This is a genomic window from Deltaproteobacteria bacterium (genome assembly GCA_016874735.1).
Classification (GTDB): Bacteria; Bdellovibrionota_B; Oligoflexia; order Oligoflexales; family CAIYRB01; genus CAIYRB01.
Genome location: VGTI01000036.1, coordinates 12,569 through 34,011, shown reverse-complemented (window position 1 = coordinate 34,011; position 21,443 = coordinate 12,569). Strand labels below are relative to the sequence as shown.

Annotated in this window: 22 protein-coding genes; 9 read left to right on the top strand and 13 right to left on the bottom strand. The window is 53.1% G+C overall.

The genetic code is table 11. From position 1 onward, the window contains the following. Positions 1-109 precede the first annotated feature (109 nt). Positions 110-499, top strand: coding sequence for a hypothetical protein (locus FJ146_13715; GenBank protein ID MBM4253025.1), 390 nt, complete (start codon positions 110-112; stop codon positions 497-499). On the opposite strand, the gene FJ146_13710 is transcribed toward FJ146_13715, so the two are convergent. From FJ146_13710 to FJ146_13695, 4 genes are all read right to left on the bottom strand, one after another. After that, complete coding sequence (locus FJ146_13710) at positions 496-1,245, bottom strand: DUF1275 domain-containing protein (GenBank protein ID MBM4253024.1); 750 nt, start codon at positions 1,243-1,245, stop codon at positions 496-498. The genes FJ146_13715 and FJ146_13710 overlap by 4 nt on opposite strands. 117 nt (positions 1,246-1,362) lie before the next feature. After that, on the bottom strand, positions 1,363-2,394 hold the full coding sequence (locus FJ146_13705) for a rod shape-determining protein (GenBank protein ID MBM4253023.1): 1,032 nt from the start codon (positions 2,392-2,394) through the stop codon (positions 1,363-1,365). Between the two features lie 119 nt (positions 2,395-2,513). Further along, positions 2,514-3,308 carry a methyltransferase domain-containing protein gene (locus FJ146_13700; protein ID MBM4253022.1) on the bottom strand — a complete coding sequence of 265 codons (795 nt, stop codon included), beginning with the start codon at positions 3,306-3,308 and terminating at the stop codon, positions 2,514-2,516. Further along, a complete protein-coding gene (locus FJ146_13695; GenBank protein ID MBM4253021.1) occupies positions 3,301-4,017 on the bottom strand; it encodes an RluA family pseudouridine synthase in 717 nt (238 codons plus the stop codon). The genes FJ146_13700 and FJ146_13695 overlap by 8 nt, the downstream gene beginning before the upstream one ends. 217 nt (positions 4,018-4,234) lie before the next feature. On the opposite strand from FJ146_13695, the gene FJ146_13690 reads away from it, so the two are divergent. Next, complete coding sequence (locus FJ146_13690) at positions 4,235-6,040, top strand: long-chain fatty acid--CoA ligase (protein MBM4253020.1); 1,806 nt, start codon at positions 4,235-4,237, stop codon at positions 6,038-6,040. On the opposite strand, the gene FJ146_13685 is transcribed toward FJ146_13690, so the two are convergent. After that, positions 6,041-6,550: a hypothetical protein gene (locus FJ146_13685; GenBank protein MBM4253019.1), complete on the bottom strand. Its 510-nt coding sequence runs from the start codon at positions 6,548-6,550 to the stop codon at positions 6,041-6,043. Between the two features lie 72 nt (positions 6,551-6,622). Then, a complete protein-coding gene (locus FJ146_13680; GenBank protein ID MBM4253018.1) occupies positions 6,623-8,158 on the bottom strand; it encodes a VWA domain-containing protein in 1,536 nt (511 codons plus the stop codon). 160 nt (positions 8,159-8,318) lie between these two features. On the opposite strand from FJ146_13680, the gene FJ146_13675 reads away from it, so the two are divergent. Continuing rightward, a complete protein-coding gene (locus FJ146_13675) occupies positions 8,319-9,053 on the top strand; it encodes a hypothetical protein (GenBank protein ID MBM4253017.1) in 735 nt (244 codons plus the stop codon). A gap of 28 nt (positions 9,054-9,081) precedes the next feature. On the opposite strand, the gene FJ146_13670 is transcribed toward FJ146_13675, so the two are convergent. Beyond that, positions 9,082-9,498, bottom strand: a complete 417-nt coding sequence (locus tag FJ146_13670; GenBank protein MBM4253016.1) for a hypothetical protein — start codon at positions 9,496-9,498, stop codon at positions 9,082-9,084. A 107-nt stretch (positions 9,499-9,605) separates the two neighbouring features. On the opposite strand from FJ146_13670, the gene FJ146_13665 reads away from it, so the two are divergent. Next, positions 9,606-9,863, top strand: coding sequence for a DUF4160 domain-containing protein (locus FJ146_13665; protein MBM4253015.1), 258 nt, complete (start codon positions 9,606-9,608; stop codon positions 9,861-9,863). Then, a complete protein-coding gene (locus FJ146_13660; protein ID MBM4253014.1) occupies positions 9,860-10,327 on the top strand; it encodes a hypothetical protein in 468 nt (155 codons plus the stop codon). The genes FJ146_13665 and FJ146_13660 overlap by 4 nt, the downstream gene beginning before the upstream one ends. Before the next feature lie 170 nt (positions 10,328-10,497). On the opposite strand, the gene FJ146_13655 is transcribed toward FJ146_13660, so the two are convergent. After that, positions 10,498-10,872, bottom strand: coding sequence for a hypothetical protein (locus FJ146_13655; protein MBM4253013.1), 375 nt, complete (start codon positions 10,870-10,872; stop codon positions 10,498-10,500). Between the two features lie 231 nt (positions 10,873-11,103). On the opposite strand from FJ146_13655, the gene FJ146_13650 reads away from it, so the two are divergent. From FJ146_13650 to FJ146_13640, 3 genes are all read left to right on the top strand, one after another. Next, positions 11,104-11,895 carry an enoyl-CoA hydratase/isomerase family protein gene (locus FJ146_13650; GenBank protein ID MBM4253012.1) on the top strand — a complete coding sequence of 264 codons (792 nt, stop codon included), beginning with the start codon at positions 11,104-11,106 and terminating at the stop codon, positions 11,893-11,895. A 116-nt stretch (positions 11,896-12,011) separates the two neighbouring features. Beyond that, positions 12,012-12,968, top strand: coding sequence for a hypothetical protein (locus tag FJ146_13645; protein MBM4253011.1), 957 nt, complete (start codon positions 12,012-12,014; stop codon positions 12,966-12,968). Positions 12,969-13,493: 525 nt separating this feature from the next. Then, positions 13,494-14,516, top strand: a complete 1,023-nt coding sequence (locus FJ146_13640) for a serine/threonine-protein phosphatase (protein MBM4253010.1) — start codon at positions 13,494-13,496, stop codon at positions 14,514-14,516. A 10-nt stretch (positions 14,517-14,526) separates the two neighbouring features. On the opposite strand, the gene FJ146_13635 is transcribed toward FJ146_13640, so the two are convergent. Next, positions 14,527-15,246, bottom strand: a complete 720-nt coding sequence (locus FJ146_13635) for an SGNH/GDSL hydrolase family protein (GenBank protein ID MBM4253009.1) — start codon at positions 15,244-15,246, stop codon at positions 14,527-14,529. A gap of 206 nt (positions 15,247-15,452) precedes the next feature. Between FJ146_13635 and FJ146_13630 the strand changes: the two genes are divergently transcribed. Continuing rightward, complete coding sequence (locus FJ146_13630) at positions 15,453-16,397, top strand: hypothetical protein (GenBank protein MBM4253008.1); 945 nt, start codon at positions 15,453-15,455, stop codon at positions 16,395-16,397. Here FJ146_13630 and FJ146_13625 read toward each other — a convergent pair. Genes FJ146_13625 through FJ146_13610 form a run of 4 tightly spaced genes read right to left on the bottom strand, consistent with a single transcriptional unit; the run spans position 16,235 to position 21,426 of the window. Beyond that, a complete protein-coding gene (locus FJ146_13625) occupies positions 16,235-17,086 on the bottom strand; it encodes a 1-acyl-sn-glycerol-3-phosphate acyltransferase (GenBank protein ID MBM4253007.1) in 852 nt (283 codons plus the stop codon). The two genes, FJ146_13630 and FJ146_13625, sit on opposite strands and share 163 nt — an antisense overlap. Then, on the bottom strand, positions 17,071-18,000 hold the full coding sequence (locus FJ146_13620) for a class I SAM-dependent methyltransferase (protein ID MBM4253006.1): 930 nt from the start codon (positions 17,998-18,000) through the stop codon (positions 17,071-17,073). Before FJ146_13620 ends, FJ146_13625 begins: the two co-directional genes overlap by 16 nt. Continuing rightward, on the bottom strand, positions 17,979-18,623 hold the full coding sequence (locus FJ146_13615) for a hypothetical protein (GenBank protein ID MBM4253005.1): 645 nt from the start codon (positions 18,621-18,623) through the stop codon (positions 17,979-17,981). Before FJ146_13615 ends, FJ146_13620 begins: the two co-directional genes overlap by 22 nt. Beyond that, positions 18,532-21,426: a CDP-archaeol synthase gene (locus FJ146_13610; GenBank protein ID MBM4253004.1), complete on the bottom strand. Its 2,895-nt coding sequence runs from the start codon at positions 21,424-21,426 to the stop codon at positions 18,532-18,534. The genes FJ146_13615 and FJ146_13610 overlap by 92 nt, the downstream gene beginning before the upstream one ends. Positions 21,427-21,443 lie beyond the last annotated feature (17 nt).

Sequence of the window (21,443 nt, the reverse complement as noted above, 5' to 3'; positions counted from 1 at the left end):
TGCTAGCCGCGGCCAGACGTGAACCCACCGACATCTCCAGAGAGCACCTTGACGAGGTGGAGCAAAAACTAAAAGATGCCGAAGCAGCGACCAAATCAGGCAGTAACCCATGACGACCGACGATAGCCCAGGCGGGTCACAGCGCGCGACGACTGCTAAAGAGCGCGCCCGCGCCTTCCGTAAAGCAGCGTATGAAAAGGCAAAAGCGGCTGCCAAAGAGCGACGCAAGGCTGCCGCCGCCACCCCGGAGGCGCAGCAACGCGCCGCCGCCCTTAAAGCCAAGCGCCGCGATGCCTACAAAAAGGTGAGAGAGCGCAGTAAGGCCCGCGACCTTCAAGTCGCAAAGGCGGAGGCTGAAGCCGCTACGGCGGACCGTGCTACCGTCGACGCCGTGCGTCAAAAGGAGCTACTAAGGCTCATCACGACGGCCGACAAATTGGCACCACAGCCGCCGCGAGACACGCAGACGCAGCCCAAACTGACCCTAGTGAAAAATTAAACCCGTCCAGCTTGCTCACTGGTCGCCTGGTAAGCACTGATACTGCCCGCTGAAGGCGTGGGTGACACCTGAATTGGGGCAATCCCAGGGACCTGGCCAAACCCGGATGTGCCGACGTAGACAGCCAAAGCCGCGGGCATCAGAAAGCCGAGATACTGCGTGTAGTGAAACACGGTACCACCGATCAGCCCGCCGATGATGAAACCAAGGATCGTCGCAAAACGCACAACCGCACGGTGCATCTCTTTGGAGTAAATTTCTGGCCTGTGGCGACAGGTGAGGGCGCGTACCAGTCCCATACCGACATCAGTGGTAGTGCCCGTCAGATGGGTAGCCCGCACTATGCCGCCCGAGGCCGAGGTAAGGACCGCATTCTGCAGGCCAGAAGCAGCACATAGCATAATCAGCAGCGGGTAGTCGGCACGCAGCTGAAACGGCGATTCGAATGCCGTGAAGTAGCCCAAATGCCCAAGTAAACCAGCGCCGGCAAGGAGCATCGCAGCGAAATACATGAGCCCCCTGAATTGGGGCTTGCGACCGTTGAGTATGGCCGCATCGGTGAAAAAGGACGCAATCATCACACCGAGCACAAAATAGAGCGGCACACTGAGCATACCGGCAGCCAAACGAAACTGCCGATTACCCGTCTCCATACCAGCCAAGGTGGCAAATCCCGTCACGTGCGTCACAAAGCGATCGCAGGCCATCAAGCCACCGGCATTAACACTGCCGGAAATGAAGGCCATCGCGACCCACTTACGGACTATCTTAGCCGGAAACCGCTCCGTAACCACCCGAGACCTCAAACCACGGCTGCCGCCCAAATCCGCCAGGGAACAATGGGGCGTCCAGCCGCGTTACACTTACTGAGTAATACCACTGAGGACATGGATCTGATCAAGAGCCTTACCGCTGCCGATCACAACCGATGTGAGCGGATTGTCAGCAATCATGATCGGCAGACCCGTCTCCTCGCGGAGAAGCACGTCGAGATTTTTGATCAGAGCGCCACCACCAGCAAGGACGATGCCCTTGTCGACGATATCAGCAGCTAATTCGGGCGGCGTCTGCTCGAGAGCAACGCGCACGGCCTCAACAATGATGTTGACTGGCTCAGCAATCGCCTCGCGAATCTCCTCCGACGTCACCTGGATGGTCTTTGGAATACCAGCCACCATGTCGCGGCCCTTGACATGCATCGACTCGATCACATCGCTAGGATAGGCATTACCAATGGCAATCTTGATCTCCTCAGCGGTGCGCTCACCGATGAGGAGGTTGTACTTACGCTTGATGTAGTTAATGATGGCCTCATCCATCTTGTCGCCCGCAACGCGGACCGACTTCGAGTAGACAATACCGGCCAAGGAGATCACAGCGACTTCCGTCGTGCCACCACCGATGTCGACAATCATGCTGCCGCTCGGCTCAGTCACCGGCAAGCCAGCACCAATCGCCGCCGCCATTGGCTCCTCGATCAGGAACACTTCACGCACGCCGGCGCTCTCGGCAGCTTCTTTAACCGCACGCTTCTCAACGTTGGTGATACCGTAGGGAACACAGACGATCACACGAGGCTTAACCATCGTGCGGCGATTGTGCGCCTTCTCGACGAAGTAACGGATCATCGCAGCCGTGATCTCAAAGTCAGCAATCACACCGTCCTTCAAGGGACGAATGGCGACAATGTCACCAGGGGTACGACCAAGCATCTCCTTCGCTTCCTTGCCAACGGCGAGGATACGCTTAGGGCCAGTCACGTTCTTATTGATGGCAACGACCGATGGCTCGTTCATCACAATGCCCACACCCTTGACGTAAACTAAGGTGTTGGCGGTCCCGAGGTCGATAGCTAAGTCGTTGGAGAATAAGCCAGCAAGCCAGTCAAAGATCATCTCGCCCTCATTCGTGGCAAAGTGTTCGCGCGTTGGTGAAGTGGAATCGCTACAAAGGAATCCCTATCACGCATGGTACACGGAGGCAACGATCAAGGAAACGCAAAAAAGCAATCCGGTCAAATACGGTGCTTCTTTTTCTTGCGCTGCTTACCTCGCGGCATCGGCTTGGCCACCGGGGTCAGTGGCGGTGGCTTGGGAGCACGCGTCTTAGTCGGCTTGGACACGTCACCTTGGCGCATAATAAGCAGATAATTGAATCCGCGTAAAAAATAATTACCAAGTGCCGCCGACCGATGCCAGTGATCGCGCTTCATAGTCCGATTGTGGCGCACCACCGCCACGATATCAACTGGTACAAAAAAGCGCCGCATGATCGCAAACAGCTCAAAGCCGATGGGGCAGAACGGATGGTCCTGACGCCACGAATCACTCACGTAAACACCGACATGCCCACCAGGTTTGAGGACGCGGTGGATCTCGGTGATCACCTCGGTCATCGCCTCGTAGTACCCTCCCCCGTCGGCGTCTAGCTCGCCAATGCACTCGGGCAATCCCGAGTACTTAAGATGCGTCGAGTACGGTGGATCGACAAAAACAAACTCGGCGCTGCCGTCTGCCACCGGTAGATGCCGCGCATCCGCCCGCACGATCGCGGCGCGCTGCGGTTGCAAGTCGAAGCCTAGCCCTTGGCGGCCAAGATCCTTACAGACATCGAGGGTTGTCCCACTGCCGCACATCGGATCGATGACCGTGTCGCCGTCTTTGGTGTAGCGCTTGAGCAGATTCCAAATGACCCAGGAAGGGGTGGCACCCTTGTAGTTCTTACTGCCCTGCATGCCCTCGCCATAGTGCTGCGAGGGGTACTCCCATAAAGTCGTGGTCTGGAGCTCTAATTTCGGCTTCTTATACATGAATGTTCTCCGCAATCGGCGCCGGCCAAATGGATTGCCATACGGGCGGCAGCGCTGCCACCACCTCGATCAGCTCCTTAGTGATGGGATGATGAAACGCTAAGGCCCTAGCATGCAGGGCAATTTGTCCCTCCCATGGAACTGACGCCCCGTACTTTACGTCGCCGTATATGGGCATGCCAGCGTCGGCTAGCTGTACCCGAATCTGATGGCTCCTACCCGTCTTGGGAGCCACGGCCACAAGTGTCAGCCCGCCGTGGCGCGCAATGACCCGGAATGCCAACTCGCAACTCTTAGACCCCGCAGTGCCGGCCTGGACCATGGTGGTGACGTTGCGGTCCCGGTCCTTGAGGAGCGCCCCGGTGAGGACCCCGCTCGGACCAGGCGGCGTGCCTTCGACAATGGCGAGGTAGGTCTTGCCAATGTCACGCCCACGCATCTGTGCCGAAAGGCGAGAGGCCGCCTTGCTACTAAGAGCAAACATCACCGCACCTGAGACCGGACGATCGAGCGAGTGTAAGGGCGCCACATACCCCTTCTTACCCGGAGCCTGCCGACTGGCGTGAAACTCCCGCACCAATGCTAAGAGCGTATCGTCACCACTGTCGTCGCCCAAGGTCAGTAGGCGCGCCGGTTTATTGACCACCAGACAGTGGCTGTCTTGCCATAGCACCTGCGAACTGATCCACTTAACTGTTGGTAAAGACATTATTACGTAATGATTAAAGATGGTTACTGGAATACATCCTAACGCTCGCCCAAAGCCGCGCCAAGCACTGCTATCACGGGCAGTTGGATCAAATCACCAACAATTAAGTAGACCAGCTAAAGAGAGTTTACCGTTGAACCAACGCCTCAGGGTTGGCTACACTCGATCACCATTTGCGTCCCTGATATTAACAGGTTGACCGACTCTGGAGTACGAAATGCGACCGACGCGACTATTTGACCTCATCGAACGCCAAGCCGCCGCGCTGCCACTCGACGATGCCCTCGCTGCCAAAGTTGGTGATTCTTGGCGGCGTTATTCCAGTCAAGAAGTTGTCGATACCGCGCGGAACGTAGGCTTAGGTTTGCTCACCCGTCATCAGATTGCCAAGGGTGAGCGCATCGCCCTCATCTCAATGAATCGACCGGAGTGGGTGTTCAGTGACATTGCCATCGCGCAACTCGGTGCGGTATCGGTGCCACTTTACCCATCTGCTACAGCCAAAGACTACGCATACATTCTAGGTCATTCAGAGGCCACTGTCGCATTGGTCTCGACCACTGAGATCGCGCAGAAGTTGAACAGCGTGCGGGGGAGCCTCCCGAACCTAAAGGCCGTCTATACTTTCGATACCGCTCCTGGCATCACTGATACGATGCCGTTTTCAGAGCTGCTCACAGCTGGCCAAAATGCAACACCGGAGCTTGCAGCCGCACTGCAGGCGCGCCGTGACTCTGTAACGCCGCAAGACCTGGCTTCCATCATTTATACTTCTGGCACCACAGGCACACCCAAGGGCGTCATGCTGAGTCACCAAAATATACTCAGCAATGTCCTGACCGTTCTGGACGTCGTGAACATCAACCATCTGAAGCGGGCTCTGAGCTTTCTGCCATTGTCCCATGTATTTGAGCGATTGGCATGTTACGCGTACCAGTATATGGGTACGTCGATTTATTTTGCTGAAAGCGTCGAAACGATCGTCAAGAATTTGCCTGAAGTCAAACCTCATGTGATGGCGACCGTGCCTAGACTACTTGAGAAAGTTTACGAGGCCATCGTCAACAAGGGGCACGAACTTACGGGTTTTAAAAGGGTGTTATTTGACTGGTCACTCAAGCTAGGTTTGACATACGACCCCGATCACCCTGCTGACCTAAAAACAAAATTACAATTAGCCGTCGCTAGAAAACTAGTGTTTAGCAAGTGGAAAGCTGCACTGGGCGGCGAGCTAGATGTCATTTTGATTGGCGGCTCTGCTCTGCAGCCACGACTGGCAAGGGTTTTCTGGGCGGCAGGCATTCAAGTGCTAGAGGGCTACGGACTGACCGAAACCTCACCGGTGATCGCTTTCAACTCATTTACCGAGCATCGCGTGGGATCTGTCGGTAAACCACTGCCAAATTTGCAACTCAAAATCATCCAAGAGGAGGGCTACCGCGCGGGCGAGGGTGAAATCCTCGTTAAAGGACCATCCGTCATGATTGGGTACTTTAAAAATCCAGAGGCAACCGCCCAAGCTGTGGACGCGGATGGTTGGTTTCACACTGGCGATATCGGTGTATTAGATGATGGCTATTTGCGTATCACGGACCGCAAGAAGGAAATCTTTAAGACCTCCGGCGGTAAATACATTGCTCCGCTCGCCATCGAAAACAAACTGCGCGAATCACCTCTCGTCGCTCAGGTGATTGTCGTAGGAGAAAATCAGAAATTCCCGTCTGCGATCATCCTCCCTGAGTTCGACAACCTGCGTAAATGGTACGCAGCCCAGGGAAAGACCGTCACCAGTAACGCCGAGCTCATCGCACTGCCCGAGACCAATGCCCTCCTAAAGGAAGTCGTTGAGAACTCCAACGTCAACTTCGGTCAGTGGGAGAAAATCAAGCAGTTTCGGCTCGTATCTGATGAATGGTCGATAGCCGGGGGCGAATTAACCCCCAAGCTGAGTATCAAACGCAAGGTCGTCATCAACAAGTATAAAGATCTTATCGACGGCATTTACAGCGGCAGCAAATCTTAACTAGCGGTAGCTAACTTCGGATTTGCTACAAGTCATCCCAAACCGGTAGCCGTCGATATCGTAGATCGCTGACATGGGGAAATCTCCCGACTCTGGCCAGAGAGACAGCGACAAACCAGTTAATTGGTCGGCGCCGAACAGCTTGGCGTCGATGTAATTAGTCTTAAATGTTTCGCCGCCAGATGGTGGGATAAAAGTCCCTTGGACCTGAGCCGTATAAGTTTTGCTGCGTTTTCCTGACGCGCTCACCGATAAACTAACTTGGCCGCCGATAGCATAACCGCCAGGTGTCAGGCCTACTCCAAGCAGCACGCCTTCCATCCGGCCTTTAAATTCATGGCTATCAAAAGGATCACAGTGCAATGTGATCACGGGCATATCCGGTGTGTTGATGTGCCCAACGACGCCGCCACGTGACGCCGCCTTGACTCCGGACAAGTGCGCGCTCGCGCAGGACGAAAGGAGCAGGGATAAGCCGACTAATCTGATCGCTACAGCAACGAAATTCATAAATAAAAACTCATCTCAAAGGGGAATTGGTACAACTTGGATTTTTGGCAAGGAATCAGAGCAACGCTACTGTCACTTTGGCAAGAGCTCGTGGTAGCTGATATTGGCTACCGAGCTCAGTGTGTCGCCCGTCGATACTTTGCCCGTCACGGTAAGTTTATTTAGTGTTGCAGCCGTTGGTGTACCAACCAGGATGAAAGGCTCGGTGACCCAGTAGTAGCGGTTGGGCATATCTTGACGCGGCGCGAATTCTTCAATTTTGAGATTACGTACGCCGGCAGGGTTTTCCAGGGTTGCGGTCGCGTCTGCAGCCTTCATAAAGACGGGTATGGTTCCCAGCGTTGCCGCAGCCCGCACTAACTCGTCGGCGTTGGAGGTGACGCGCACCAACTTCGCATCGCCCGTGACTTGCTCAAGGTAGGCTCTAGGATTGACGGCAGATCCAGCATTGTAGCCTACAAATAAGGCAAACATGCTGACTCCTGGGATGCTGCGCAGGCGTTGGGCTGCGGTCAGACCAGATTGTTTTGGGTCGCCTTGACCAGTGGTAGGCGAGCCGTCAGAGATGAAGTAAACAATCTTGTCACCAGGGATATTGGCAAGTTGATCGGCAGCCGTGTTTAGTGCCGCGTGATAATTGGTCAGCTGTGCCGTGCCTGTTTCAGAACCACAAAAGGTTGCTGGGTTGAGACTATTAGCGACGGCGTCAAGCTCACCAACAGGAATCTTAACTTCCGATTGGGTGGCAAACCTGACCACACCAGCCTTAATCGTGGTGTTAAGCATCGCCTGGTATTTTTTGACGATGAGGTCTGCAGCGCGCAGACGTCCACAGGAGCCGTTGGTGGTCTTATCGTTCGGTCCTTCGCCAGCGGTGCCTTCCATCGATCCTGACCGATCGATGACGAACAAAATGGTGATTTCACCGCTTGGTTTAGCTTCGGGACAAAATTCTCCAGCCACACGCACTGTGGTGCCGGCCTTGGCGTAAAACTCGTTCGGAAATTGCCCAGCATCTTGGCCATCTTTACGGCAAGCAAGCCATAGCACGCCAGCGGAGTCGTTCAGAATCTTTTGGCCAAGTGTAGGGTTGGAACCCGACCCTGTCGAGGCATCGGTGTTGATGCGTGGACCACCGCCGATACCAGGTAGACCGGGGATACCCGGGATACCGGGAAGTCCGGGAATGTTTGGGATACCGGGAATACCGGGAAATCCCGGGGTCGTGCCGCCCGGGGTGGTTCCCGGTGCACCGCTGGTGCCTGGCGCTCCGCCGTTACCGGTGGAGGCGTCAGTATAATAGTTGGGCGCGGCGCCCGTCGAAAAGATCGCGTCGACTTGGCTTCGCACTTCAGAACCGACCCAACCGGGTTGTGAAACTTCAGGCGACACTGGCGTTCCGAAAGGAATGGGATCACCTTTAGCATCGTATTGCGGCGTCGGTGTGCCGCTACCATTTTGACTACTCGGACCAGCTTCTTCGCGAACAGCACGGTACTGTTCACCACCAAACTGGGTCTTGTTACAAGCAAAGTTCACCAGCGACATTAGGGACGCTATCCACAGGACAGACGACTTGCGCGGGACAGGAGCATTGATCTTCAACATAATCGCACCTCAGCAAGAGAGAACCCACGTTGGGACATTGTGCAAGAAGCGTGCACAGCGTCTACTCCCGTGGAATCAGGGGTTTAGCGAGACCTGTGGTAAAACTTTAGGCAATTTGGCATAGGTAGCGAGAATTTTTGCAGCCAAGGTAGCTCGGAAATTGCCGCTAATTATAAACAAAAATATTTTTAATCCGCTGGCGTGCGAGGTCTACGATGGGCAATCCTCGCTGGATCTCACTAGCCGCATCCTCCACCTTGACGAAGCGATCATAGCCGTAGACAAACCATCAGGGATGCCGACGCATCCGGGCCCAGGTGCCGATGATGTGCTTAGCCTCATGGCTGCAGCCCGTAACTACCTGGGCGCCTGGGTTTATCCCGTCCATCGCCTGGACAGAGCGACATCCGGTGTGGTGGTCATGGCACGGACTAAGGAGGTGGCTGGTCTACTTGCTGCCGCTTTTGCAGATCGCCAAGTCAGTAAAATTTACCACGCCGTAGTGCGCGGCTGGGTCGCAGATGACCTGCTCATTGATCGTCCCCTGGAGCGCCTGCATGACGACACCGAACAGTCGGCCTGCACCCACGTGAAGACGCTGACTCGCTACAGCGCGGATTGGGCCGTAAGGCCCTACCCTACCGCACGTTATAGCTACCTTGAACTTCGTCCCGAAACTGGCAGAACGCATCAACTCAGGCGTCATCTCGCTGGCATCTCTCATCCCATCCTCGGTGATACCAAATACGGTGACGGCGCTCACAATACGGCGTTTAGGGAGCACTGCGGCAGTCAGAGGCTTCTTTTGCACGCAGTACAGTTAGAGTTTAGGCATCCCATTAGTGGTTCATTGATGGTGGTGCGTAGTCGCTCTGATTTGGTAGGCGAGGGATGATCGCGTGGCTTACACCCTGGTTACAAACTCAGGGCCTGAAACTCACCTCGAGCGATGTCCAAGTTGAACTGCAAACGGCGGACGGCACTACAGTGCCATCGCTATATATGTAGAGAATACATGCAGTATTACCGTTGCCACTCAAGGTGGCTAGATGCCGTCCATAGTTAGGTCGGTAACCAACGGGTAACGTAAAAGCGGCCTGATTAAGAGTACCATTTTTGATGAGGCCTTTGAGGTGCACTACACCAAACTTGTCCTTGTAGTAACCAGCAGGTTCCCACGTGCCACCGTAGTTTACCCAGCTGTTTTGGAATGTGGGAGTGTTCCAATCCTCAATCGCGATACTACCACTCACATTGATGTTGCCTGTTACGTCGAGAGCGGCTGTAGGTGCCACTGATCCAATACCGACGTTGTCCGTTGAAATCGTAACAAGACGCATTCAACTAGCTTCGCCAGTAGAATTCTCACCGAGGTCAGGCTGCGAATTGATTAAAATCAAGGCGAAATACCATCCAAGGCATGAATTGAACACTCAGTAAAGAATGTATATATTGCTATCTATTACCTTATGTGGTAATAGATAACATAGTCTATGTACTCGAGGAAATTTTGGCCAAAATCCGTCGCAATGGTTACATTTTCATCACATGGAAGGGCGATCATTCTCCAAGGCACGTACACGTCTTTAAGAATGGGCGCGAAATTCTGAAGTGGGACTTGGAAAATAATCTCGTCATGAGCGGAAAAATTACTTGTAAATTACTGAAAATCATCCAATCCCTGGTTAGAGAGGGTGAGCTTTGAAAATCAAATTTGTTACCTTAAATAACCGCAAAAAGGCGATAGAGATTGAGACCATTAAGGGTAAGTTTTCGTTGCCGTTTTCACGCCTAGAGTTGCGCCCTTCGGCAAAGAACAGAATTGCCCAGATCTTTATCGATAAGGAGCTTGGATCGCGCGCCGTAACCTATGTGATGACATCGGGAAAAGAGGCTTCGGTGCATTTAGATGCATTTCTCGACTACAACAAGGATCCTGACTTTGTTCGTGCCGCGGCGTTATACCAGCTGACTATTGCTGCAATGGGACTGATGAGTAAATCAAGTTTAAGCAAACATGAAGTTGTTAGACGCCTTAAGACCTCTCCAAGCCAACTTGCCCGACTTCTTGATCCAGCAAATAAGAGCAAGTCGGTCGATGAAATGTTGCGACTGATGTCGGTCCTTGGCTATCGAGTGGAATGGCATATTGTTAAGGAAGTGGCCTAATTATCTGTTAAAAATTCTCAAGATTTTTGGTGTCTCCTCAGTTCGCGCCCAATTCATCCGCAAACATTATGCCGTGATCATGCGGACCGCGCCAAGGGCATTAGACTAGAATGGCGCGTTTATGTTCCTTTTCAACCGATGAGAGCCCGGGGTCGGGCACTGGCGCTAAGCTAATGAAAACCATAGATCTTACCCGCTGCAGTAACCTCGATATAAACAGGAGCACTGCCGTCACCAAAGATCTGCGCGATCTCAGCACTCGTGGCAACAATCGTTATTTGCAAGACGCCTTGGTTAGGTGTCACACCCGCATAGGTAAAAGCACGTGCAAGCTGGCTACCGCCCGTCGCAGCAGTCCAAAACCGCGCTTCGACATCGACTGGCCCGTCGACGGGAGCACCATTGGCGGTCGTTAGGCGCGCTGCATAGCTGAGCGAATAATTTTCGGCCTGAGCGGCAGCGGCTGGCATTAGAAAAAGCACGCCCAGTAGGCCAACAAGTGCCCGTTTAAAATGCTTAGGCGGTTTGAAAATTTTAAGGTTCAATCTGACCAGTTCCCCCCGCATGAGCTGGTTTAGCCATCGGTCATGCCGTAGCCGTGGCCTCAGCCCGAAAACTTCAGGGAAGCATCGGTAATTTATGGGGAAACTTGAGAAACAAGAACTTAACCCCTAACGACCCGATTTCACTTACAAAAGCAGACCACCGTAAGGTGCATTTGCGGCGCCCCGAAGCTGTGTCAAATTAGTAGTCACAGAGTTTTGTAGGAGCATGCGATGTACCAATTTATCCAAGCAAGCCAGGTAGGGTCGACTTTTGAGATTGTTCTCAATCGCCCAGATAAACGAAATGCTATCTCACTGGAACTCTGGCACGAGCTGGACGCAGCCTTGAAGGAAGCCAATCGCGCCTCTGGGGTGCGCTGTATCGTCATGAGGGGTGAGGGCAAAGGATTCTCTGCGGGCATTGATCTCAGTACCCTGACACAACTAGGTGACGGATACGGTGCCGACTGGCTGAGCAAAATGCGTCTGATTACCGCCGACATTCAAGCTGTGGTTAATCGCCTCGAACGATCCGAGTTGCCGACCATAGCTTTATTGCACGGGTTTTGCCTGGGCATGGGCATGGAACTGGCACTCGCCTGTGACTTTCGCATTGGAACCTCCGATCTCAAGATGGGGCTACCGGAGGTGCACCTCGGGATCATCCCAGATGTCGGTGGCACCACGCGTCTGGTCAAACTCGTCGGTGCGGCTCGGGCCAAAGAAATCATTATGACTGGGCGGCAACTTGATGCGGCATATCTGGAACGAGTCGGCATCCTGAACCAAGTCGTCGAGCCAGCCCAGCTCACAGACGCCGGTAAGGCTATGGAATCAGAACTGAGCAAGGGCGCACCACTAGCTATAGGTATGGCCAAACGTGTCATTGATGGGATGATCGATCAAGACCGCGGTTTAAGTCTTGAGGCCTGGGCTCAGGCGGCACTGTTTCAGACTGCCGACTTTCGTGAAGCAGCAGCCGCAATGAGCGAAAGGCGGCCTCCGCGATTTAGCGGCAAGTGACTCTGTGAGCCGCACTCACGACGGCTGGTGGCTACAAATCTAGACTCACGCTCGATTCTGCTAGAGGACGACGGCGATTCGACGCTAATTGTCCATAGCGCCTCGTATTTTCCTCTTTGTACGTGGCGATTTGGGCCGCCCTCAACGCGGCCCATTGGGTGGGTTGGTTAGCGCTGCCGCTCATCATGACACTCGCCGCTAATCGCTGGATGGCGGTCGGAATTCTGTCGCACGACGCCTATCACTATACGTTTCATCCCAACAAAAAAGTGAATGATTTTTTTGGGCACCTAACGGCCCTGATGATCTTCAACGACTTTAACGACGCACGCCGCGCCCATCTGGCGCACCATCAGCATCTCTTTACTGAAGGAGATCTGGATGCTCGTGTTGCCCGCGAAATAGATCAACTCGGCATCAAGGGTTGGAAACTTTGGCTGATGGCTCCTGCATACATGTTTAAGTATATGGGCCGTATCCTCCAGATCTACGGCAATGCTCCCAAAGGCTTTTGGGGTGAATTACGTCAGTACAGTCTGCACCTAGTATTGCTACTTGGTCTCAGCGTCTTGGATTGGCGCATGTCAATGATCCACGTCGCCGTAGCTTACCTGGCCCTGACATTCCATCTAACGCGCAGCTTTTTAGAACATCTACACATGCCCATCGGCGTCAAGACGCGGAGCTACTTCGGTAGTAGTCACCTACTTAACTGGACCATCTACGCTCATAACATTGGCTTTCATGAGCTACATCACCGATATCCGGGCATCCCTTGGTACAATCTCCCGAGGGTTCACTATGCCGGTGTCATGTCCAGTGTGACTACAGCCAACGAAGGTAAAGCACACTCCAATGCAGGCGCAAGCGCGCCAGAAGAATACGTCGACGCTGTTTTTTTTGGTGAGCACAGTATTGTCGCTATAGCTCGCCGCTATCCTTTTTTCAACCTACCACAGGGTCTGCCACCGGTTGGTACTAAACATGCTTTTGAAAAAATCACATCGCCAAAAAAAGATCGTGTTGGGTTTGAGCCGCAGCAACATGGCGTACTGCATCATCTAGCTAGCTAAACCTAGCAGCGATGCACGCGCTCCCTACTAAAACGTTGTTATAGTCGACCATAACTCTGGTTATTTATCTCCATATAGTTAGTAGTTACCATAGGGCAGACACCAAACAATAAACCAAAATTCTGGAGTTTCTGCCACATGCGACCGATCCCCTAATCGGGAGGCCTTAAACGTCCGTGGCACCTAGCTCCAACAACAGTCAGGAAGATCAACTCCAGTCGCAGGTCGATGTTTGGAGCAATAAGTTTTTGGCATCAGTTTCGCCGCGCATTCTACAATTGTGCGCAGCAATTATGCTACTAGCATCGATTCAGATCTTTCTGTTTACAGAAACACTAGAGCGCTTTCCTCTCGCAGCAACGTATTTTTTACTATCTATCATGTGTGGATTTTGCCTCCGTTTTACTTAAACGAGGCAATCTTAAGCTCGTACATTTATTCACCGCTATTAGTCAATTATTGCTGATTGGACACGCCATATCTTTTCTAGTCGTTTCTTACGGAGTTGATTCGGTCGAATCAAAGATGATTATTGCCGGAATCTACACGGCCATAGGACCTACTATCGTATTTATCGCACCTACTTCAAATAAGAACGCCATACTTTTGGCAGCTGAACACATCATCTTAGGGATGATTGGTTGGGGTCACCAACATCCAGCACTAGAAGACTTCAATTGGTTTTCCCTATTGACGATTTTTGATAGCTTGGGACTCGCCCTAAATGTTTTCTTTTACAAATATCTGATCCAATTCTCTCCCCTTGACAGCCGATCTAAAGAGTTGCAGCTGCAAAATGAGCGTTTGCGCTTAGAAGCCATAGAAACTCAAATGCATATTGCCCAGCGAGTGCAGGACTCTCTATCACCAGCGCTCAAGGTTTTGCATTGGAATGATGCCGAGGTGCACTTTTACCACGAACAACAGGACATACTCGGTGGTGACTGGATGGGTGCGCGCATTTTACCCTCAGGGGAACTGGTGTTGGTCGTTGCTGATGTGACCGGCAAAGGCATCGCCGCTGCCATGGTCGCTCAGGCAATCAATACGCTGTGGGCCGAGGCCAAAGCAGCCAGCTTCTTTGCGGCAGAAGACTGGCTGCGAAGCGTTAATCGCACGCTTTATGATATGGGAGAAAAGGTGCCGCATACGGCCACGGTAGGTTTGGCTGTAGTTGGCCGCGATCAGCTCACTTACTACTCGTGTGGGCATACGCCAATATTCATCGGCCAAGCACAGCGCACTCAAAATGTCCGCTATCGCCCCGTGATTGCCCCTGGTCAAGTGCTCGGCTTAAGCGGCGACATCTCATTCAATCCGCGGCGCATAAACTTTGCACCTGGAGCGCCTACACCGTCGATCCTACTTGGCTCCGACGGCGTGTTTGCCCGAGGCAGCAGAACCTCATCGAAGAAAATCAGCGCGATACTGAACGGCATCGAGCACGAACGACTGGCCCCTGAAGCGCCTAGCGAAGCTGAAGATGACCGACTACTGATATGGGTCCGTCCTGCGTCCCAGGCAGGATTAGGTACTCTCAGCGCCTAGGCAGCTTTGATTACTCGCTTTGCTCCAACACTTGGATAAATGCATCAGCAATACGCTGCTGACCTCGGGCCGAGGGGTGAATGCAATCAACCGTCGAAACGTCCTCCGGTTCAAGAGTGACACCGTCCAAGGTATCTACGACGAAGACATTCGGAAACTCATCGGCAAGTGCTAAGATAGCCTCGTTACTCGCAACGATGTCACGTGAGATCTCAGCGCGTCTCTCGTCGGATGCTTTCAAGAAGAACGGCGCGAGCCAATGAGTCAATTGGCAAAGCCTACGCCCGCGACCTAGTTTATAGAGCCATTCAAGGTCAGGTATCATACCAACAAAGATTTTGGGCTTTTTCTCACCGCGCGACAGACGTTCGACAACCCAGCGCACATCAGGAGCAACGCGGTGCCCTAGCCCCCAGCCGTAGTCGTTGGCGCCGATCTCGATAGTCACGTAATCTGGTTTGAGATTTTCGGCAAGGACCGCCTGCGCCTTCAGGATCGCACTCACTGCCCCTGGTATGGCGAGTGAGTAGACGGCGTCGACACGGTCACCTAGCGCTTTGACAAAGGTCCGCTCAAGTTTCCGACCAACAGCCCATGAGTAGTCACTAAACACGACTCCTGTTACGGCATTGGTACCGGATGTGATGGAATCACCAAGTGCTACGTAGGTCGCTCCCCGGGCTTGGACCGTCCATGCCAACAGTAAAGTAACGAATGCGACTTGCCTCATGAGTGATCTCCGAATCCGAATTGGTGACAAACAGCTAGTGTCTGGCTGATTTGCCGCGGAGCTTAGTCGGCGGACCGTTGGACGACAAGTGCTATCTGCCGTCCAAGTAAACTAATCCTGCGTAAGCGCAGCCCTACCTACCCCTGCGGCAGCAGTCGTGAGCTCTGCAACTCAATGAAAACTTGCAACAAATTCTGGATCGCATCATGATGGAATTCCAATGGAGATTCAGAGAGATGCGCCAACGCAGTTTAGCATCTTATTGGTTTGTCCCCGCAACGCAGCTAAAGGGTATCGCGCACACCTTGCTTGCGGCACTGGGCGCCCATGGCGTCTGCATAGCTGCCGGCGGTCTTGGTGTTGCGGCCCTCGTGTCAAGCGCTCTGACGGGAGCCGTCTCGACGAAGTTTATCGGCTTAGCGTTCTTGGTTGTATTTTCCAGCTATCGCATCGACTACCTGACGGAACGCCTGGAGACGCAGCGATTGCTGAATGTCATGGTTACTTTGGGCAGTTTTCTTGCGGCCTTTATTGTTTTACTGCAGACATCAAGAGCTGCTGCTTTATATGCAACCCTGTTCCCTGTCGCGACTTTTTTCTATGCACGACCTTTGTTACCCATCTGGTCAAAGGCCATAAAAGACTTGCCCTTGTTCAAGGCGATCTTCACCGCAGTATGTTGGGCGGGACTCGTACCTTTTGGCATGTTCTACTTCAATACTTGGAATGTCGAGACCGGTCTTTGGTTGGGTGGTTTTATCTTCCTGCGCATGTTTATTAATGCCGTGGCCTGCGATTTTAAAGACATGGAGGCCGACGCCCGCCGCGGTACGCTTACATTTCCGTTATGGCTGGGCGAAAGCCAAACTATCCGCCTACTGCAGGTCATGAACGTCGCTGCGTCTTCAGTCATTGCGCTAGTCGTTGTCTGCGACCTGGCACCAAGGTCATTCCTCTGGCTCTGTCTAAGTGCTGTCTGGCCGACGGCTTACCTTTGGGCGATCAAACGCAGATCAGTTGGACCGGTTGGACCAGTTGGCTTACATGGATCGCATGGATCGCATGGATCAGGCGATCTGATATTTCTCTCTGCAACGGTGGTCGATGTTGAGTTTCTATTTTGGATTCCCCTACTAGCCATAGCTACTTGATACATCTGATAGGCCCGATCGCGTACCCGTGCCACATCAAGCTCTGAAAGACCCTGGGTCTCAATGGGGTCAAGCGCCCTGATCCGGACCGTCGATGGTCGAAAGAAATACGACGCACCGGCGTTGGCCTCTGGGGGGATTTCGAAAAGTAGCGGAACGACCGGGTATTTAAGGCGAACCGCGAGGTGAAATACGCCTTTGTTAAAAGGCGCCACGCCACCGCCAGTGAAACGGCTCCCTTCGGGCGATGCGATCACTGATTCTGCTGTGCGCATTAACTCTCGCTCCGCGTGTCTGAAGCATCCGACACGTGCTTCATGTCGATACTGCGGTGGCACTAGAAAAGCACCAATCGAACGAGCTGCCCACATCATCGGTGCATGCTTAGGTCTTTCGGTCGAAAAAAAGCTGCGCAGATGGGGTAGATTCAATGCGGCAATAACAAAAATATCGAGGTTTGAGTGATGGTTGAAAAGATAAAATGCCGGCCCTCGGTGCCAGATATAACCATCTATTTCCACACGAATACCGTACACCCGCAAGGCTAGGTTAACCAGAGGACGCATTATAAAGCGCCGACTGAAATCCATGCTGCGACCGAACGTAAGTACATAAGCTGCAGTGGACAAAGCAGTGCCAATGCCAAAAAGCCCAATTCCGATAACAAATGGAACTACGCCTTTTTGCATATCACTGCCTGCATTGCCAGACGCCGCTTATGCAACGCTGCGAATAGAGGAAACGTCAAGGCCTGCGCAGCGAAATAAGAGGGCAGATGATTACGGATGTCAAAACCCTGTCCTTTGTTTAATTTAAACGCTGCCCCCATATAAAAGTAGAAAAAGGGCGGGAATGATCCCCACGGGAGGGATTCGACAATGCGGAGACCACTCTTCTCCAGTAAGCCGTGCAAGCTGCGACGGTCAAAAAGCACCGTATGCTGCGGCGCCTGTACGCCAGGCCAATGTTTGCCAAAGAGCTTGAAACTGAGACTACCGAGATCAGGCACTTCAAGCACGAGCACACCATCATCTGCCAAGTGGTCACGGGCCATCGTCAAAGACCGGACAGGATCGTAGCAGTGCTCGAGGAAGTGCCACATCGTAACGACATCAAAAGTCGCGTCGCCAAAATCCTGTTCGTAAAAAAGTCCCAGCCGAAAATCGATGCCTTCAAGATCTGTCACTTGGCGCATATCTTTGAAGTCGACACCGGTGACGGTCGCGCCATAGCGCTCGCGGATGTGCTTAAGAAAAGTACCGCGGGCACAACCAACATCGAGGACGTGGCTTGCGCTACCGAGCCGTGCATGCCGCCTAACGAGCTCAGCTTTCCGCCGATCGTGACCAGACAATGCCCAATTAACAACGGGTGTAAGCGCGCCAAAGTCTAGCTTCTTCTGATGAGATAAATAGGCGTCGTCGTAAAAATCCTGGACCTTCGCCATAGTCAAGCGCGGACTTTGATAAACCAAACTGCAGTCGGCACATTGGACATACGAGAAAGTACCAGGACGCCCGGTGTAATCATCGACGGCTTGCATATAGGGGACGGCACGCTGGGATTCACAGCTGTAGCATTTTACGTCGCTCTCGAAGTCCAAAAGTACACCCCCTCCGCAAGGAATAGCGCATGCCGCAATACATGCGCGCCACGAGTAGCATCATGACCGAGCCAAATGGCGTCATGCAAGATCTCGTTTATAAAAACTGCAAAAATCATCGATCCGATAACGGATAAGCGAACGCTACCAGCGCCTATGCAAACGAGCCAAGGATACTTAAGAAGTATGAGCCAGATGCGATGTGGCGAACGTATGCGATAACATACCCCGAGCATCATATTGAGAACGACCCATGATACCATTGCTTGCGCCGGCAGCATCATACTTACAGCTACAACGAGAGCGAAGTAACTAGCGATTAAACCGGGAATATAATTAGAGCGACAAAGCGTGCGCTGTGGATGATCCCGACGGTCTATAGCTAGCGAGGCCAGATCGTCCAGCAGCCGTAATGAAAGACCCATAAACCAAATCAGCGCAAAAGCACTCAAGTAGTCACAGTTACGATCAATTGCGGCAACAGCACTGAGAAGATAGAGACTAAAGAGTAAATATTTTACCCCGTAGCGCTCACGAATCCAGCTCACCAAGTCGCACATGAACAATACCACGGTCGCCATCCACTTCGATGTCGGTGCCGTCGGCAATGAGGTCGGTCGCATGGCTAACTCCGATTACGGCGGGAATGCCGTATTCCCGTGCAATGATGGCGCCGTGCGATAGCAGACCGCCGCGCTCTACAACTAGGCCCTTAATCATAGGCATGTAAGGAGCCCAACCGGGATCAGTCTGACTGGTGACGACAACGCTCCGTGCTCCTGAAATCTCCCTGACTCGGTTAGTCACCACGGCGCTACCCGACGTACGTCCGCCTGAGGCTGGAGTACCCGCGAATTGGCTAACTTGCCCACCGGTAAGGGGGCTTATCTCGAACACTGGTTCAAAGCGCGCGCCCTGGGCCAATACGAAATGACCAGGCGGAATAATCGAAGATGCCGCACTGAAATCAGCCCGCCGACCCGCCACATCCACCGATCGCCCTGCAGTAACCAAGGTAGCTAGTTCGTCGTGATTTAGAAAATAGACATCATCTGCCTCCGAAATCAAATCACGCGCCTTAAGTGCTGCCCCGAGCTTTACCAAATGGGCACCAAATCGTTTGTACAGCCGGGCCTGCTGGAATCTGGCACGTTCACGAAGGGATACGGCCTTTCGCGTTGCGCGCACAAAATAGCGGAGCACGTTGCGTCGTACGAGACCCAGGGACTCCAGACGCTGCCAAGCGCGAGCGAATATCTCGCTTTGCCGTTTTTCAAGATGCTCCGGGTTTTCAAGATTCGCAGACAAATAGGCACGGATCATGTTCGTAACGTCTTCCGCCGTAAGACTAGGAGATGTCAACATCAACTCCTCTGAGCAACGGAATCCATAGTCTCTAACGAATTGCTCAATCCTAGTCCTCATCTCTGGCGAGTCGATTGGCAGACCGCGGCGCACCTGCTCAGCAAGTGCCCAGATTTGTTTCCCGGGTCTTGCACTGACCAAATCTGGAATTCCAGCAAGAAGGTCAGCTTGAAGCTCCGCTAGATGCCACCTTTTGAGCAGATAACTGACAATTGCCGAGTCGACCATGGTACAAAGGTCGCCTACCGAAATCAGCCACCACTTGTTGAATCGAATATCAAGAAAATCAAGGACCGGCCAACTAGCGACCGCGCCATCTGGAAGGTCTTTACGGCAATACGTGTCTGCAAGTCTCTCAAACCGCGCTACCCGCAGCGGCAACATCCACCAGGCAATGGTGGCAAGCACTGCGATTTTTAGCGCCGTAAACAGGTCAGCCCCCTGCTCTTCGACACGTGCCTCAGCACGGACGTCGGGACTTACGCCCATAAACTGATCAAAGGCGGTACATACCGCTTTTGCAAACGGCAATTCCGTACAGAGATTATAAATATTAGTCAGATTGAAATATAAGCGAGCTCCATGTAGGCCGACAACATCATGAAGCACGTGATCTTTAGCCTGGACGCGATCGCGTGGCATGCCAATTAAGAGAGCCATCTTACGAAAATAATGATAGTAGCCGGCGCGCACGATGGAGAATTGCAGAGGAGGAGCGGGACTCGGGTAGTTTTCCGCTATGTTAGCGTTGCTCCAGACCACCGGGGTGTTGGTCGTGATGGGCCGCGACTGCACAATCCACGGTCGACCCTGCGCATCTATAATCCATTCAACATCGCGCGGGCCGTCTTGGCCAATGATGCGTAGTAAATCGATCACCTGATTAATCTTATCGATCGCAATCGTTAGCGAACCATCCAACACTTTGATGCCGTGCTGCGTGTGAAAGGCGACTCTGGTAGGGGTAGCGCTGCCGTCAACGAGTTTGGCATTATCTCCGGCCACAGACTCGATCAACATCCACTCAGATGAATCACCGTCGTAAGGTAAAGCCACAGGTGAGCTGGTAAATGCCACTCCGGCGGCAAGTGGCGGTATATAGGCTTGCACGATGATGCCTAGGCCGCCGAGCTGTCCATGAGTCCGCTGATACTCGATCGCTCGCGCCGTTTTTAGACTTTCGCGGCAAGTGTAGATCGCCGCCAAAACGGAGTCGATATCATTAGGGCTTCGGTGCGACGACAAAATGCCGGCAAAAGAGGCGGTAGTCGAATCCTCGCCACAGGCCGAGCTACGGACAATAACCTCGTCACCTAGCGTTACAAGTTTGCGGCGGAGTTCACGAACTACAACCTTGCGGAGGCGGCCCGATGGCGAAAAAGCCGAGGGAAGAATAACTAGCCCATCTGGGACAGGTAGCCCGTTGGCAATCAAATGTGCTAGTCCTTGAGCCTTACCGCCGCTGGCGCTGCCGGCGCCCTTGAGCTTAGCGACATAAGGCGATGACTTAAGCCCGACCCTAACCAGAAATACATTAAAGACAACGTGCACGCAGTAACCGATGCTAAGTGCCGTCGCCCAGGCGAATCGGTCGAAGGGCACCGTTAGAGAGATGAATAAAAGTGCCGCAACTACTGAGTCTAGTTGGTCGAAAACCCTGAAAAAGACGCCGATTAATCCCTTGCCATTAGCACCGGCTGCAATATTCAGACGCCGTTTTATGAAGGAATTCGGTAGCTCGCCCAGCATGTAAGCAAGACCAGCGCCGAAGCCAAGCTCTGTCAATGTCACGAGGCCAGTCGGCCATCCGGCAGCAGCAAGCACCCCTGGCGCCAGGATGCCGACGACACAGAATGCCAAGGCCGTTGCAGGCGGCATGACGACCAGACCGGCAACCGTTTTATTGGGACCGAAGATGGGACGATCCCCGAGCAACCGACCACCGTCGAGGGGAAAAGCCAAGCGCTTAAAAGCAGGCATTCCTAGCCAAACGCTGTGAATGATACCAGCTGCGGCAAACATTAAAACGCAAGCGGAACCAATGGCAATACTTGAAATCATCGTTATTTTCCCGATAA

Bases quoted from the DNA above. Each gene is read 5' to 3' on its own strand.
- FJ146_13635 (MBM4253009.1), bottom strand. From the start codon at position 15,246: ATGAGGCAAGTCGCATTCGTTACTTTACTGTTGGCATGGACGGTCCAA.
- FJ146_13670 (MBM4253016.1), bottom strand. From the start codon at position 9,498: ATGCGTCTTGTTACGATTTCAACGGACAACGTCGGTATTGGATCAGTG.
- FJ146_13690 (MBM4253020.1), top strand. From the start codon at position 4,235: ATGCGACCGACGCGACTATTTGACCTCATCGAACGCCAAGCCGCCGCG.
- FJ146_13640 (MBM4253010.1), top strand. From the start codon at position 13,494: ATGATTATTGCCGGAATCTACACGGCCATAGGACCTACTATCGTATTT.
- FJ146_13710 (MBM4253024.1), bottom strand. From the start codon at position 1,245: ATGGCCTTCATTTCCGGCAGTGTTAATGCCGGTGGCTTGATGGCCTGC.
- FJ146_13625 (MBM4253007.1), bottom strand. From the start codon at position 17,086: ATGCAAAAAGGCGTAGTTCCATTTGTTATCGGAATTGGGCTTTTTGGC.
- FJ146_13705 (MBM4253023.1), bottom strand. From the start codon at position 2,394: ATGATCTTTGACTGGCTTGCTGGCTTATTCTCCAACGACTTAGCTATC.
- FJ146_13610 (MBM4253004.1), bottom strand. From the start codon at position 21,426: ATGATTTCAAGTATTGCCATTGGTTCCGCTTGCGTTTTAATGTTTGCC.
- FJ146_13700 (MBM4253022.1), bottom strand. From the start codon at position 3,308: ATGTATAAGAAGCCGAAATTAGAGCTCCAGACCACGACTTTATGGGAG.
- FJ146_13715 (MBM4253025.1), top strand. From the start codon at position 110: ATGACGACCGACGATAGCCCAGGCGGGTCACAGCGCGCGACGACTGCT.
- FJ146_13615 (MBM4253005.1), bottom strand. From the start codon at position 18,623: ATGCGACCGACCTCATTGCCGACGGCACCGACATCGAAGTGGATGGCG.
- FJ146_13695 (MBM4253021.1), bottom strand. From the start codon at position 4,017: ATGTCTTTACCAACAGTTAAGTGGATCAGTTCGCAGGTGCTATGGCAA.
- FJ146_13685 (MBM4253019.1), bottom strand. From the start codon at position 6,550: ATGAATTTCGTTGCTGTAGCGATCAGATTAGTCGGCTTATCCCTGCTC.
- FJ146_13680 (MBM4253018.1), bottom strand. From the start codon at position 8,158: ATGTTGAAGATCAATGCTCCTGTCCCGCGCAAGTCGTCTGTCCTGTGG.
- FJ146_13630 (MBM4253008.1), top strand. From the start codon at position 15,453: ATGATGGAATTCCAATGGAGATTCAGAGAGATGCGCCAACGCAGTTTA.
- FJ146_13650 (MBM4253012.1), top strand. From the start codon at position 11,104: ATGTACCAATTTATCCAAGCAAGCCAGGTAGGGTCGACTTTTGAGATT.